Origin of the sequence: Paraburkholderia phenoliruptrix (genome assembly GCF_047325075.1) — a bacterium.
Lineage (GTDB): Bacteria > Pseudomonadota > Gammaproteobacteria > Burkholderiales > Burkholderiaceae > Paraburkholderia > Paraburkholderia phenoliruptrix.
This window is the reverse complement of sequence record NZ_CP168531.1, coordinates 2,286,614-2,299,980: the sequence shown is the minus strand read 5'-3', so window position 1 is coordinate 2,299,980 and position 13,367 is coordinate 2,286,614. Positions and strand designations below refer to the sequence as shown.

Below are 13,367 nucleotides of genomic sequence, written 5' to 3'. Positions count from 1 at the left end.
CTGCCTGTTTTTCCCGCCGGTCACGCCGGTTGCCGACCTCGGGACATCCTCATCGAAGACACGCCCTGCCCATCCGTTCCTTACACTTTGCCGCAAACCCGCCCGCGAACGCCCGGCGCGCGTTACCCTGACGATGTCAGGCGCGCTTGCGGCGGCTGCGGTAGGTATCCAGCACCACCGCCACCACGATCACGGCGCCGGTGATCATCCGCTTGGTCGGCTCGTTCGCGCCGATCTGCGCGAGGCCGGCCGCCAGCACCGAAATGATCAACACGCCAAAAAACGTGCTGATGACGGAGCCGCGCCCGCCCATCAGACTCGTGCCGCCGATCACGACGGCCGCGATCACCTGCAGCTCGACGCCGACGCCCGCATTCGGGTCGGCCGCCTCCAGACGCGAAATCTGGAACAGCGACGCGAGGCCCGCGAGCGCGCCCATCAGCGCGAACACGATCACCTTGTAGGGCCGCGGATTGACGCCCGCGAGCCGCACGGCCTCCTCGTTCGTGCCGATGCCGACCAGATAGCGGCCGAACACCGTGCGCGTCAACACCAGTTGCGCGATCACCATGACGGCCACCGCGATCAGGAAGGCCGGCGAGATGCCGACTGCGATCGGGTTCGAGAGGAAATCGAACGCGTCGCCGATATACGCGGTGCGCGAATTCGTCATCTGATAGGCGAGGCCGCGGGCCGCCTCCAGCACGCCGAGCGAGACGATGAACGACGGAATCCGCCAGCCGACCGTGACCGCGCCGGTGATCGTGCCGGTGAGCGCCGCCGCCGCGACGCCGAGCAGCGCGGAGGGCAGCGGCCCCCAGCCCCACTTGAGCGCGGCCACGCTCACCACGGAGGCGCCCAGCGCGAGCACCGAGCCGACCGACAGGTCGATCCCGGCGATGATCAGCACGAACGTCATGCCGACCGACATCACCACCAGATCCGGAATCTGGTTGGCGATGGTGCTGAACGTGTCGTACGTCAGAAAGTGCGAGCTCAACAGCGAGAACAGCACGATCATGCCCAGCAGCGCCCCGGCGAGGCCCAGGTAGTTCGAAAAGCCGAGCCGCGTGCCGGCCGGCTTGCCGCTCGCGAGCGGTGCCGACGGATCGGCCGGCGGCGCGGCATTCGTATTGACGGCGCCGCCGCCCTCCTGTGCGCCGTGTTTCGCGCCCGGCGTGTTGCGCAACGATTGATCGGTCATGACAAGCTCCCTGCTTCATGGGTGTCGAGGTCGTGCAGCAGCGCTTCGCGGCTGCGGTAGCCGGCGAAAGCGGCGGCGAGCAGCGCGTCCTGCGTCCACGTGTCGCGTTCGAACACGCCCGTGAGACTTCCCGCGGACATCACGCCGATCCGGTCGCAGATCAGCATGAGCTCGCGCAGGTCGCTCGACACCACGACGAGCGCGCGCCCTTCCCGAGCCAGCGCGCCCATCAAGCCATAAATATCGAACTTCGCGCCGACGTCGATGCCGCGCGTGGGTTCGTCGAATAACAGCACCTGGCAATCGCGCGCGAGCCAGCGGCCGATCACGACCTTCTGCTGGTTGCCGCCCGACAGTTCGCCGACGATCTGCCCCGGCCCCGAGCTGCGGATGCGCATCGCGTCGATCTGCTTCTTCGCGAGCGCGTTTTCGCGCCTCGCGTCCACTATGCCGTGACGCGCCACGCTGCCGATATTGCCGAGCGACACGTTGGCCGCAATCGGCTGCGGCAGCAGCAGGCCCTCGCCTTTGCGGTCCTCGGTGATGAGCGCAATGCCCGCGCGCACCGCGTCCGCCGGCGAATCGATGCGCACCGGCGCGGGCGGCGCGCCCGGCGTCGCCGCGAGCGCCACCGTGCCGCTGTCTTTCTGGTCGGCGCCGTAAATGAGCCGCATCAGTTCCGTGCGGCCCGCGCCGATCAAGCCGCTGACGCCGAAAATCTCGCCCGCGCGCACTTCGAACGACACGTCGCGCACGGCCTTGCCGCGCGAGAGCCGCTCCACTTTCAGAAGCGGCGCGCCGATCTTGCGCACGCCCAGATCGATCTGCTCGCCCAGTTCGCGGCCGACCATCCACGTGACGATTTCATCGCTCGTCAGATTGGCCATGGCGTCCACATGCACGAGGCGGCCGTCGCGCAGCACGGCGATCCGCTCGGCCACCCGCGCGAGCTCCTCGAGCCGGTGCGAGATGTAGACAAGCGCGACGCCGCGCGCCTTCAGGCGGTCGATCTGCTCGAACAACAGGTCCACTTCGCGCGCGGTCAGCATGGCGGTGGGCTCGTCGAGGATCAGCACGCGGCAGTCGTCGATCAGATTGCGCGCGATCTCCACCATCTGCTGATGGCCGATGCCGAGCTCGCCCACGAGCGTGTCGGGGTCAATCGCGTCGAGCCCGACTTGCGCCATCGCGTGACGCGCGTCTTCACGCAGCTTGCGGCGGTCGATCCAGCCGAAGCTGAAAGCGCCCGCGCGCGGCAAGCGGTTCAGAAACAGATTCTCGGCCACCGAGAGCGTCGGCAGCAGGTTCAGCTCCTGCATGACCATGCGCACGCCGAGCGCCTCCGCTTCGGTGCGGCTCGCCGGCGCGTACGGCTCGCCCGCGAGCCGCATGGTGCCCGCGGTCGGCTCGACGAGTCCGCCGATAATCTTGGACAGCGTGCTCTTGCCGGCGCCGTTCTCGCCGGTGAGCGCCAATACCTCGCCGGCGCGCAACGACAAGGACACGTCGGCGAGCACCGGTTCGGCATAGGTCTTGCCGATGCCGCTGACGGACAGCACGGCAGGCAAGGCGTCGTGGTCGATTGAATCCATCGCGATCCTGTTTCACGGCGCGAAGCGCGCCTCGCACGATTCACTCGAACAAGGCGGCGCCGGCGCCGCGCGGTCAATGCCGGCCCAAATGCGCGGAATGCGCAGGCGCTATGGCTGCGCTCTCCTCATCGCGCGGCCGCCGTCATGACGCTTACCTCTGGAATAACGGCGGCCCGCCGGGATTCTTGAGCGGCTATTGAGCGCTCATTGAATAGTAGGCGCGGATTCGCGGTTTGACGCGGCGCGAATCCGCGCGCCCTTTGCGAGTGATGGTCAAGGCGATGCCTGCAGCGACGCGCCTGTTTCACCACTCCTGTCTCGTCACCCTTATTGGGTCACGCTTATTTAGTCACCCTTATTTGGTCACCCTTATTTGGTCACCAGATCGCACGGCGTTTCAACCACGCCCGACAGCTCCGACTGCTTCTTGTGCTCGCTCAGGGCTTTCAGTGCGGTATCGATACCGAACACGGCCTGCTTGGCGGCATACTGGTCGGCGGTGGCGAGCACGCGGCCGTCCTTGAGCATCGGCTTGATCGCGTTGATGTTGTCGTAGCCGACCACGTAGACCTTGCCCTGCTTGCCGGCCGCGCGCACTGCGGAAACCGCGCCGATCGCCATGTTGTCGTTGCCCGCGAGCAGCGCCTTCAGGTTCGGGTACTCGTTGAGCATGGCGGACGCCACCGCGTTGCCCTTGTCGATTTCCCATTCGCCCGACTGCACCGACACCACCTTCGCGCCGACTGCCTGCATCGCATCCTTGAAGCCCGCCGTGCGCTGCTGTGCGTTCGTCGTGGTCGAGACGCCCTCGATAATGCCGACCTCGTCGCCCGCCTTCAGCTTCTTCGCGAGGTAGTCGCCGACCTTTTGCGCGCCCTTGCGGTTATCCGGCCCGACGAACGGCACGTTCAGATCCTTCGACTTGAGCACTTCCGGGTCGAGCCGGTTGTCGATATTCACGACAATGATGCCCGCGTCCACCGCCTTCTTGACGACCGGCACGAGCGCCTTCGAGTCGGCCGGGGCCAGCACGATTGCGTCGACCTTCGACACGATCATCTGCTCGACGATGCGGATCTGGTTGGCCGTGTCCGTTTCGTCCTTGATGCCGTTCGTGATCAGGTCGAACTTCGCGGCGTTGTGCTTCTGGTAGTCCTTCGCGCCGTTTTCCATGGTGAGGAAGAACTCATTGGCGAGCGACTTCATCACGAGCGCGACTTTCGGCTTGTGGGCAGGCGCCGTCTGAGCATAGGCGGCGGAAAACGGCAAGGCGGCGCTAGCGGTGGCGAGGATTGCGGCCGCCACGATGCGGCGGCGAATGCGATTGCTCATGCATATCTCCTGGGTTTGTCGGGCTCAGGTCGAGCCGTATTTTTAGTTACGCGCAAACGTTTGCGGGACTCATTCTCAGCGCATCTTGACCAGACTGTCAACGATTTGCAGTGTTGCAGTGCACCGGCGCGCAAAAAATGCGGCACGCCGGCGTGCGCTGTGGCAGAAGATGGTGGCAATGGGTCCTCGCCTCGTTCACGCGTGACGGTTCTGCCGCCGACTGCAATGTCTGCCGTCGGCGGGCCGCCTATGCTGGACTGTTATTGCGTCGCGTGCAAGCGGGACGGGCGGCCGAACGCGGCCTCGCGCTCAGAGCCAGCCGGCCTTGCGAAACCGCCAGTAGAGAACGAGGTCGACGCTCAGCATGATGGCGAGGCACAGCGGATAGCCGTACTGGAAATGCAGTTCCGGAATGTTCTGGAAATTCATGCCGTAGATGCCCGCGATCATGGTCGGCACCGCGAACAGCGCGGCGAACGAACCGAGCCGTTTGGTCACTTCGTTTTCCGCGAGCGAAATCATGCCCAGGTTGACCTGGACCGCCGTCACCACCATTTCGCGACGGCCGTCGATGATCCGCACGATCCGCTCGAGGTGGTCGTAAACATCCCGAAAGTAAGCCTGCATGCCTTCGCAGACGCTCGGAATGCGGCCGCCCGTGAGCTTGCTGAGCGCTTCCTGCAGCGGCGCGATGTGATGCTGCAGAATCACGAGGCGGCGCTTGAGCGAGTACAGGTCCTGAATGATCGCGCGCGACGCCGCCGAGTTGTTGCGCTCGAAAATGCGGTCTTCGATCGCTTCGATCTCGGTGTTCACCGCCTCGATGATCGGGAAATAGCGGTCGACGATGTCGTCGGCGAGCGCATACAGCACGAAGGCCGAGCCGGCCTTCAGCAATTGCGGCTCGCGCTCGCAGCGCGCCCGCACGTTCGTAAAGCCCGCGCGCGTGCCGCGCCGCACTGAGAGCACATAGTTCGCGCCGACGAAGACGTCCACCTCGCCGATCAGCAGTTCGCCGTCTTCGTCCATCTCGACCGTGTGCATGACCGCGAACAGCGACTCGCCGTACTCCTCGATCTTCGGGCGCTGGTGACCGTTTTGCGCGTCCTCGATCGCGAGGTCGTGCAGACCGAACTCGTGCTTCATCACCGCGAGTTCGCCGGGGGCGGGATCTTTCAGCGCGACCCACACGAAACATTCGGGCCGCGCGACGTAGTCGCTGATGCTATCGATGTCGATGTCTGCCAGCTTCCGGCCGTCCTGATAGGCGGCGCAATTGATCAGCATGTTGGTTACCCTGAAAGCGCAACGGAGCGGCCCGCCTGCCGGCGCATGCGCGGCTGGCTCGGCCCCTCTGCATGAATGGAATATGCAACCGTCATGTTAAGGGCTGCGGGCGGCTCTCATGTATCGAATTGTTAAAGGCCGCGAAAGGCCGCGCCGTGACGAGCGTGCGCGTTCGGGAGGCAGGCGTTGAGTGCTGCCCGCCGCACGCTCTTGCGCGTCACCCGCTTCTTCTTCATGATCGGTGCAAAGGACAACGGCAAGGAGACCGCCATGTGGCATTTCACCCGGAGCACCGGCAAGCGCGCGCGTGAGTCGCATTGCGCGACGGTTCTTGCAAAGGACAATCGCTCGTGAGCCGCCTCGTTTTTATTTGCGGTCATGCGGGCACCGGCAAGACCACGCTGGCAAAAAAACTGATCGGTCCGCTGATGAAGGCAACCGCCTCACCGTTCTGTCTGCTCGACAAGGACACCCTCTACGGCGGCTACAGCGCCGCGGCAATGGGCATGCTGACGGGCGACCCGAACGATCGCGACAGCCCGCTTTTCCTCGAGCATCTGCGCGAGCCGGAGTATCGCGGCCTGATCGATACCGCGCGCGACAATCTCGAAGTCGGCGTCAGCGCGCTGGTGGTCGGGCCGCTGTCGCGCGAAGTCCGCGAACGGCGGCTGTTCGATCGCGCGTGGCTCGGCGTTGGCGAAGACGTCAGCGTGCGTGTGGTGTGGGTGTATGTGTCGGAAGAAACGGCGCACCGGCGGATCGTCGCACGCGGCAATCCGAACGACGCCTACAAGCTTGCGCATTGGGACGAATACCGTCAGCGGCGCTTCGTGCCGAGCGGCGACATGTGCAACGACCTGCTGATGTTCGACAACACCGCACCGGCCGCGGCGGATCACGACGCGCTGCTCGCGCGTATCGTCGGCGAGCGGCAAGCGGCTTCGGGCATCACGCCGCCGTTGCCTGTCTGATTGCGCGAGGCAAGAAGCCGCATGAAAAACGCCCCGCATGCGGGGCGTTGTCCGTTTGCGCGGCGAGGCTTCCTCAGACGGTCGCCGCCGTTTGCAGCGACGCCAGCGTCTGCCCTTCGTAAAGCTGGCCGAAGCGGTTGCCGAGAAACTCGCGCAACGACACCTGCTCCTGACGCACGAAGCCGCGTTGCGGCAGCTTCTTTTCGCGGAACAGATCCAGCACCGCGCACATCGCGCCTGCGGTGGTGATCTGGATCGCGCTCATCGGCACGCCGCAGACGGTCTTTGCGAAAATCTTGCGGGTGAACACTTCCTGCACCAGTTGCCCGTCGCGCATGCCGCTCACGGTGATGAACACGAGCACCACGTCCTGCGCGGTGGCCGGCACCGAGCGGCGCATGATGCTCTTGAGCGTATCGCGGTCGCTGGAAAGACGCAGGTCTTCGAGCAGGAATTGCATCAGATTGCGGTGGCCCGGATAGCGGACCGACTTGTAATCGAGCGATTCGACGCGGCCCGACAGCGTTTCGCACAGCGTGCCGAGCCCGCCGGAGGTGTTGAAAGCTTCGTACTCGGTGCCGTCGAGCGAAAAATGTTCGAGGCCTTCGAGCGGCTGCACCCACTGCGTGCGGCTGTCGCGAATCGCTTCGCAAGGCTGGCAATATTCGTTGATGAGCCCGTCCACGCTCCACGTCAGGTTGTACTTCAGCGCGTTGGTGGGGAATTGCGGCAGCGCGCCGACGCGCATCTTGACGTCGCGAATTTCCGTGAAGCGGTTTGCGAGTTCGTGCGCGGCAATGCCGATGAAGCCCGGCGCCAGACCGCACTGCGGCATGAACGCGTGCTCGGCGTCGTCGGCGATCGCGCGGATCGCATGCGTCGCGCGCACGTCCTCGGTGAGGTCGAAGTAATGCACGCCCGCGCCCTTCGCCGCGGCCGCCACGCTCACCGCCAGGTAATACGGCAGCGCGTTGACGAGGGCATCGAAACCCTGAATCGCGGCACGCAGCGCGGCGGCATCGGCGGAGTCCACGCGGCGCGTCGCAATGCCCTGCGCGGCGAGCTTGTCGAGCGCGTGCTGGTCGCGGTCGAATGCGACGACGTCGTAATCGCCCGTCTCGCGCAGCATATGGGCAATGGTGTGACCGATGAGACCGGCACCAACGATGGCAACTTTCATGTTCTTCTCCTTTGTCGACCTGAGTGAGCGCGGGAGCGCCTCCTCCGGTTTGATTCGTGCGCTGTCTCCAGCTTCAAGTGCGCCGCCACGGACGGCGGCGCGCGGCGGGCTGAACCCTCGATCGACAGTGTAGGGAAAAGCAAAATCAGTTCATACGCGCAAAATGCTGCCTAATGACCAGCACCTTCGACGTTTCGACGAGCCATGCCGACGAAACGTCGAAACCGCCTCAAAATCATGCTGACAGGCCACGCAAATCACACCATGCCGCGGTCGATCTTGCGCGCGAGAATGATCGAGGTCGTGGTCCGCTCGACGCCCTCCATCCCGCCGATCTGGTCGAGCAGATCGTTCAGACGGTCGGGCGAATCCGCGCGCAGCCAGGCGACGTAATCGAACTCGCCGCTCACCGCGCACAGCAGCTGGACCTCGGGCATCTTGCCGAGGCGCTTTTGCACCGCGGGTCCATGTTTGGGCGCGATGATGATGCCCACGTACGCATAGATGCTGGAATCGAGCACGTCCTGGCCGAGCCGCACGCTGTAGCCCGCGATCACATTGCTGCGTTCGAGCCGCGCGATGCGCGCGATCACGGTGGTGCGCGCGACATCGAGCTGGCGCGCGAGATTGGCGACGCTTTCGCGCGCGTTGGCCTGCAGCAGAGCCACGAGGTTGCGGTCGAGATCGTCGAGTTGGTCGAGGCGCGGAGGTCTCATCGAAGGAAGAAAGAATGGTCGCAGTGGTGCGGATTATCGCGCGTCTTCGGTGCGCGGCGGCGGGTCGTCAGGCGCCGAAGCGCTCGATCACGAAGTCGATGAAACTGGTCAGCTTGGGCGTGGCGCGCCGGTCGCGCGGATAGACGAGATGCACGGGCGCCCCTTCCGGCAAATGCTCTTCGAGCACGGAAACGAGTTCTCCGCTCGCGATCTCGCGGGCGAGCAGTGCCTCGGGCTGCAACACGAGCCCAAAACCGCGCAACGCGGCGACCTTCAGCGCCTGACCGTTGTTCGCGCGAAAGCGCCCGGCGCGCAACGGGTTTTCCGCGGCGCTTTCGTTACCGAGGCGCCAGATGCCTTCGCGGCCCCAATGCAGAAAGCCGAGACATTCGTGATGCGCAAGGTCGGCCGGCGTGCGCGGAATGCCCACGCGCGCAAGATACGCCGGCGACGCGCAGGCCCGCATGCGGTACGGCTTCAAAGGCCGCGCGACAAAACTCGAATCCGGCAAATGGCCGATGCGCACGGCGGCGTCGAAACCCTCTTCGACGAGATCGGTCACCCGGTTCGAGAGATCGAGCTCCAGCGTGACTTCGGGCCACGCGCTCAGGTAGTCGGTCATGGCGGGCGAGAAAACCTCGACGCCGTAGGTGAGCGGCACCGTCACCTTCAGCACGCCGCGCGGCGCCGCCGCCATGGCCTCGGCGAGCGACTCGGCGTCCTTCACGTCGGCGAGAATGCGCCGGCACTGCTCGTAGTATTGCCGGCCGATCTCCGTCAGGCTCTGCCGGCGCGTGGTGCGTGTGAGCAGGCGCGTGCCGAGCCGGCTTTCGAGCGACCGGATGTGCTTGCCGACCATCGCGGACGAAATGTCGAAACGCTCCGCCGCCGCCGTGAGACTGCCCGCCTCGACCACGGCCACGAAAATCTCCATGCTGACGAATTTATCCACCCGCTTTTTTCCTGTTCGTTTCTGTTGTAAGCGTTTGTCGCACCAGAGCCGCATTGTAGGGATATCGTGATACTAATAGCGCCGACGGCTGGATCGAGCGATCCGCCATGACGGCGCCGCCGCGCGTCAACTGGCGCACCACCCGGCGCGAGAGAGGCGACCGCTCGCCGCACGCCGCTCGCCGCACGCCCTATTCCAATCCGTCTTAATTCGAATAGACATCAGGAGTTTCGATGAAAAAAGCACTAGCCTTGCTGGCCTGTTCAGTCGCGATGAGCGGCGCATTCGCACAAGCTTCGGCACCCGCTGCGGCGCCCTCGGGCACGGCGGCGTCCGCGCCCGCCGCGAAGAGCGGACACGAGCGCAACGTCGAAGACCGCATCGCCTATCTGCATTCGCAGTTGAAGATCACGCCGGAGCAGGAATCGCAATGGAAGGCCTTCGCCGACGTGATGCGCGGCAACGGCCAGACAATGGGTGAGCTCTTCAGGGAACGCCGCGCCGCCACCAATGTGTCCGCACTGGACGACATGAAGCAGTATGCGACCATCGCGCAGGCGCATGCCGACGGCATGAAGAAGCTGGTGGACGCGTTCGATCCGCTCTACAACAGCTTCTCGCCCGAACAGAAGAAACTCGCGGATACCACGTTCCGGCGCGACGGCGGTGCAGAGGGCGGGCATCGTCAGCATGGCAGGACCAAGGGCGGCAAGGCGGCGCCGGCGCCGGCCAGCGATGCGACGGTGAAGCCGTAAGACACCGCGTGCGCGCCGCATTGCATGATGCTTGCGGCGGCGCGCGGCGTTCGGGCGCCGTGCCGCACTTCGCTGTGCCGTGCCGTGCCGTGTTGTATTTCGCTGCCCTTCGCTGCCCTTCGCTGCCCTTCGCATGCGTGGACATCGCTATGCAGCGCGCCGCAAAACAGCCGCTTCGCAAGGTGCAATCTGGCATGATGCTGGTCCGCGCTCGGTGACGCCACGTCACGACGCCGCCGTCAACACACCCTCTGCCCGCTTCATGAACGACCTGAAAAACCTCGACCTGAGCCAGGACGCCGCCGCCCGGCGCGTCGTCAAAGACGAAACGGTCACCGTCGAATTCGCCGCCACGCCAGGCGAACTGATGAGCCTGGAAGGCCCGAACCGCTATTTGCCGGGCGACGCGCTGATCACCGGCTCGACCGGCGACCGCTGGGTCGTGTCGCGCGAACGCTTCGACGCCAAATATGTTCCCGCCGACGCAACACTCGCGCACGGCGAGCCCGGCGCGTATCGCAACCGCCCTGCCGTCGTGCTCGCGAAACAGATGCACGAAGCGTTTTCACTGGCCCGCTCGGCGAGCGGCGGCGACGTGCTGCGCGGCGCCGCGGGCGACTGGATCATGCAGTACGCGCCCGGCGATTACGGCGTCGTGCAGGCCGCCCGCTTCGCCAAGGTTTACCGCTTCGCCGATTGAGGCGCCGTCACGCGAATTCGTCGCCGAGATCGACGGTGACTTCGCGCGGCACCGCCTCGCCGTTCGCATACTGCTCTTCCAGCGAGCCGATGCTGGCCTCGACATACGCGCGCAGCACCGCAAAGCTGCGGCCACGCAGCCGCGCGGGCAACGCCCGGTAGCGCGCGAGCGCGGCCGGTGCGATCTCCACCGTCATCACGATGCGCCGTGCGGTGGCGCCGAAACGCATCGCTACCCAGTGGATCGCGAGCGTGGGCGTGCCGTCTTCGGCCGCGCGCTGGATGAACTGCGTCTGCTCGGGAAAAAGATCGCTGATGACGCGCGCCAGCTCTTCGAACTCGGGACTCGCGCAGTCGTATTGGTAAGCTTCCATGGATGTGCCGAAAGTGATAGGCATGCGGTGGCAGGCCGCCGATTGTAAAACAGCGGCCATGAAGGCACCTGCCGCAAGGCCGCCACCCCGGCGATTTCGCTAGCGAGGCGTTTCTGTCGCGCGATCCAACTGAGGACGCCGGAACGCCTTGACGAGCAGCCCCGCCACGACGACGGCGCCGAGCGCATAGAGCGCATCGACGGTCGCGAGCGGCACGAGCTGCGCCTGGAACAGCGCGGCGGGCACGTCGACGAGCGCGTGCAATGCGATCGCGAGCGGCAGGATCGCGCGCCAGCCGGCCCGCAAGCCGCGCCACATGAGCACCGACAAGCCGATCTGAAACACCAGCGCGGCCACCCGTTCGAGCGCGAAAATGCCGGCTGTCTGCGGCGTCAGGCTCGCGAGTATCAAATGGATGCGCATCACGGATTCGCTCGGCAGATTGCTCAGATAGCTGTCGAGCTGGCCGCGGTTTTCGAACACCGCGAACAGGATCCACTGAATCTGCACCAGCACGCCGACGAGCCACGCTTCCGCGCCGCCATGCCCGAGGCCGTAGGCAAGCGCCGTGCCGTCATCCGTGCGCGCGGCTGCGGGTACGGAGGCGGGCTTGCCTGCCGCGCGTGCCGCAGCGCGCTTCATCAGAAGCCGCATGCCGATGAACCGGCCCACTTCCTCGCAGATGCCCGCAATCAGCGCGCCGTACACGACGAAAGCGAACGGATGCGACAGCAAGGTCGCCGTCGCCTCATTCCGATGCAGCACATAATCGTTCAGCGCGCGCTCGAAAATCATGGCGAACAGCGCGAAAACGGCGATACCGGCAATCGCGGCGCGCGGCTCGAGTGCGAGCGGCCGGCGCAGGCGGCGGTAAAGGAGAAAAGGCAAAGCGGCGACGAGCAGCGTCGCAAGCGCGAGGCTCGACAGGGTAAGCGGTGCAACGACCATGGGTTTCCTTGCGATAACCGGCGCGCACCGGCTGCGCGCCGCAGGCCGAATGATCGCAGATCGCGGGGAAATGGGACGTGAAGCTTGCACGACTACAAAGCGTAGCCTGACTGTGGGCCACGCGCGGCGGCCCTGTCGGCCACCGCGTGCTTGGCTTATCCGCTCAGCTCGCTGTCGACGCGCGCACCATCAGCTCGCCGGGCAGCAGACAATCGCGTGCCGAAGTCTGCACGCCCTCGATGCGCTCATGCAAAAACTCGACCGCGCGATAGCCGATGTCGTAAGTGGGCTGACGGATCGTCGTGATGCCGGTCAGTTCGGCCCAATCGGGATCGTCGATGGAAAGCAGCGCCACGCGCGTCTGCCAGGCGGCGCCGTAACGCGCTTTCAGATGCAGCGCAAGACGCAGCGCGACCGGTGCGTTGGCGGCGAACACCGCAACCCGCGACGCATTGCCGGGCGCGCCTGCGGGGTGACCGGCGGCATCGACCGCCTCCTTCGCCTTGGTCGCAGTCGTCACGTTGGCCGCCTCGATCGCGCGGTCCAGCTCCGCGAGGCTCTCTTCGGTTTGCGCGGCATCGGCGAGATTGAGCACGAGGGTATGGCCTCGAGCGACGCCACCGTCGCCGTCGGCGCCGCCCGAGCCAGCCTGCGTCCGCGCGCCCGCCTGCGCTCGCATCGTCTCGCGAAACGCCGCCTCGCGCAGCCGGCGCGAACTCACCTGCTCGAACGGCTGCACGACGAACCAGATGTCGCGAAACCCGCGCTCGAGCAAATGCCGCGTGCCCAGCTCCGCCGCCGCGCGGTTGTCGAGCCCGACGATATCCGCGACGAGCCCATCGACGGAACGGTCGACCAGTACCGCCGGAATCCCGCCGCCGCCCACCGGCCGCAGCGTTTCCTCGCGCACGCCGAGCGCATTGACGATCACGCCTTCCACGCGATATGTGGTGAGCAGCTGCAGATAGCGCCGCTCCATTTCCACTTCGTTCGCCGCGTGGCAGATGAGCGGCATCAGGCCGAGCGCGTGGCAGGCGGCCTCGACGCCCTGCAGCACCTCGACGGTATAAGGATTCGTCAGATCGGCGAGCAGCATGCCGATCAGCCGGTTGCGCCCGCGCTTCAAGCCGCGCGCCATCTGATTGGGCTGATAGTCGAGCCGCTCGATCGCCGCCTCGATGCGCGCGCGCAACTCCGGCGACAGCGCACTCATCTCGCCGTTCAGATAGCGCGAGATGCTGGTCTTGCCGGTGCCGGCTTCGCGCGCGACGTCGGTGATCGTCGCGCGGCGCGGCGCGCTTCGGGACGTCGGCGTAGCGCTCATGATGCGCACCCAAGGTTCGCCCTGCCATGCCTG

Annotated in this window: 14 protein-coding genes; 4 read left to right on the top strand and 10 right to left on the bottom strand. The window is 65.7% G+C overall.

The features are described from left to right. Positions 1–136: 136 nt before the first annotated feature. The 4 genes from ACEN8U_RS22390 to corA all read right to left on the bottom strand — a co-directional run bounded on the left by ACEN8U_RS22390 (position 137) and on the right by corA (position 5,415). Entirely contained in the window at positions 137–1,204 is a 1,068-nt protein-coding gene (locus ACEN8U_RS22390; protein ID WP_310110228.1) for an ABC transporter permease, read from the bottom strand. Further along, positions 1,201–2,796: a sugar ABC transporter ATP-binding protein gene (locus ACEN8U_RS22385; protein WP_015002472.1), complete on the bottom strand. Its 1,596-nt coding sequence runs from the start codon at positions 2,794–2,796 to the stop codon at positions 1,201–1,203. The genes ACEN8U_RS22390 and ACEN8U_RS22385 overlap by 4 nt, the downstream gene beginning before the upstream one ends. Positions 2,797–3,165: 369 nt before the next feature. After that, positions 3,166–4,128, bottom strand: a complete 963-nt coding sequence (locus ACEN8U_RS22380) for a sugar ABC transporter substrate-binding protein (RefSeq protein WP_310110226.1) — start codon at positions 4,126–4,128, stop codon at positions 3,166–3,168. Positions 4,129–4,437: 309 nt separating this feature from the next. Next, positions 4,438–5,415: a magnesium/cobalt transporter CorA gene (corA, locus tag ACEN8U_RS22375; protein ID WP_013588184.1), complete on the bottom strand. Its 978-nt coding sequence runs from the start codon at positions 5,413–5,415 to the stop codon at positions 4,438–4,440. 186 nt (positions 5,416–5,601) lie between these two features. On the opposite strand from corA, the gene ACEN8U_RS22370 reads away from it, so the two are divergent. Further along, complete coding sequence (locus ACEN8U_RS22370; protein WP_310110224.1) at positions 5,602–5,769, top strand: hypothetical protein; 168 nt, start codon at positions 5,602–5,604, stop codon at positions 5,767–5,769. Beyond that, complete coding sequence (locus ACEN8U_RS22365) at positions 5,766–6,386, top strand: AAA family ATPase (protein WP_310110222.1); 621 nt, start codon at positions 5,766–5,768, stop codon at positions 6,384–6,386. Before ACEN8U_RS22370 ends, ACEN8U_RS22365 begins: the two co-directional genes overlap by 4 nt. A gap of 73 nt (positions 6,387–6,459) precedes the next feature. Here the strand turns inward: ACEN8U_RS22365 and ACEN8U_RS22360 are convergent, their stop codons facing one another. The 3 genes from ACEN8U_RS22360 to ACEN8U_RS22350 form a co-directional block, all read right to left on the bottom strand. After that, positions 6,460–7,566: a saccharopine dehydrogenase family protein gene (locus ACEN8U_RS22360; protein ID WP_013588182.1), complete on the bottom strand. Its 1,107-nt coding sequence runs from the start codon at positions 7,564–7,566 to the stop codon at positions 6,460–6,462. Between the two features lie 257 nt (positions 7,567–7,823). Next, positions 7,824–8,282 carry an Lrp/AsnC family transcriptional regulator gene (locus ACEN8U_RS22355; RefSeq protein ID WP_013588181.1) on the bottom strand — a complete coding sequence of 153 codons (459 nt, stop codon included), beginning with the start codon at positions 8,280–8,282 and terminating at the stop codon, positions 7,824–7,826. 67 nt (positions 8,283–8,349) lie between these two features. Next, positions 8,350–9,234 carry a LysR family transcriptional regulator gene (locus tag ACEN8U_RS22350; RefSeq protein WP_310110220.1) on the bottom strand — a complete coding sequence of 295 codons (885 nt, stop codon included), beginning with the start codon at positions 9,232–9,234 and terminating at the stop codon, positions 8,350–8,352. Positions 9,235–9,467: 233 nt separating this feature from the next. Here ACEN8U_RS22350 and ACEN8U_RS22345 point away from each other — a divergent pair, with 233 nt between their 5' ends. Together ACEN8U_RS22345 and ACEN8U_RS22340 are read left to right on the top strand one after the other, a co-directional pair. Next, positions 9,468–9,989 carry a Spy/CpxP family protein refolding chaperone gene (locus tag ACEN8U_RS22345; RefSeq protein ID WP_310110218.1) on the top strand — a complete coding sequence of 174 codons (522 nt, stop codon included), beginning with the start codon at positions 9,468–9,470 and terminating at the stop codon, positions 9,987–9,989. A 262-nt stretch (positions 9,990–10,251) separates the two neighbouring features. Beyond that, entirely contained in the window at positions 10,252–10,689 is a 438-nt protein-coding gene (locus tag ACEN8U_RS22340) for a PGDYG domain-containing protein (protein WP_310110216.1), read from the top strand. Positions 10,690–10,696: 7 nt separating this feature from the next. On the opposite strand, the gene ACEN8U_RS22335 is transcribed toward ACEN8U_RS22340, so the two are convergent. The 3 genes from ACEN8U_RS22335 to ACEN8U_RS22325 form a co-directional block, all read right to left on the bottom strand. Continuing rightward, positions 10,697–11,062: a DUF3022 domain-containing protein gene (locus ACEN8U_RS22335; protein WP_025598674.1), complete on the bottom strand. Its 366-nt coding sequence runs from the start codon at positions 11,060–11,062 to the stop codon at positions 10,697–10,699. A 99-nt stretch (positions 11,063–11,161) separates the two neighbouring features. Next, complete coding sequence (locus ACEN8U_RS22330; RefSeq protein ID WP_310110215.1) at positions 11,162–12,010, bottom strand: YhfC family intramembrane metalloprotease; 849 nt, start codon at positions 12,008–12,010, stop codon at positions 11,162–11,164. A gap of 163 nt (positions 12,011–12,173) precedes the next feature. Next, positions 12,174–13,334: a LacI family DNA-binding transcriptional regulator gene (locus tag ACEN8U_RS22325; RefSeq protein ID WP_310110213.1), complete on the bottom strand. Its 1,161-nt coding sequence runs from the start codon at positions 13,332–13,334 to the stop codon at positions 12,174–12,176. Positions 13,335–13,367 lie beyond the last annotated feature (33 nt).

What these genes read in the sequence shown, in the direction of transcription:
- ACEN8U_RS22330 (WP_310110215.1), bottom strand. Translation starts at nt 12,010, where the DNA reads ATGGTCGTTGCACCGCTTACCCTGTCGAGCCTCGCGCTTGCGACGCTG.
- ACEN8U_RS22335 (WP_025598674.1), bottom strand. Translation starts at nt 11,062, where the DNA reads ATGGAAGCTTACCAATACGACTGCGCGAGTCCCGAGTTCGAAGAGCTG.
- corA (WP_013588184.1), bottom strand. Translation starts at nt 5,415, where the DNA reads ATGCTGATCAATTGCGCCGCCTATCAGGACGGCCGGAAGCTGGCAGAC.
- ACEN8U_RS22355 (WP_013588181.1), bottom strand. Translation starts at nt 8,282, where the DNA reads ATGAGACCTCCGCGCCTCGACCAACTCGACGATCTCGACCGCAACCTC.
- ACEN8U_RS22380 (WP_310110226.1), bottom strand. Translation starts at nt 4,128, where the DNA reads ATGAGCAATCGCATTCGCCGCCGCATCGTGGCGGCCGCAATCCTCGCC.
- ACEN8U_RS22390 (WP_310110228.1), bottom strand. Translation starts at nt 1,204, where the DNA reads ATGACCGATCAATCGTTGCGCAACACGCCGGGCGCGAAACACGGCGCA.
- ACEN8U_RS22325 (WP_310110213.1), bottom strand. Translation starts at nt 13,334, where the DNA reads ATGAGCGCTACGCCGACGTCCCGAAGCGCGCCGCGCCGCGCGACGATC.
- ACEN8U_RS22340 (WP_310110216.1), top strand. Translation starts at nt 10,252, where the DNA reads ATGAACGACCTGAAAAACCTCGACCTGAGCCAGGACGCCGCCGCCCGG.
- ACEN8U_RS22385 (WP_015002472.1), bottom strand. Translation starts at nt 2,796, where the DNA reads ATGGATTCAATCGACCACGACGCCTTGCCTGCCGTGCTGTCCGTCAGC.
- ACEN8U_RS22360 (WP_013588182.1), bottom strand. Translation starts at nt 7,566, where the DNA reads ATGAAAGTTGCCATCGTTGGTGCCGGTCTCATCGGTCACACCATTGCC.
- ACEN8U_RS22345 (WP_310110218.1), top strand. Translation starts at nt 9,468, where the DNA reads ATGAAAAAAGCACTAGCCTTGCTGGCCTGTTCAGTCGCGATGAGCGGC.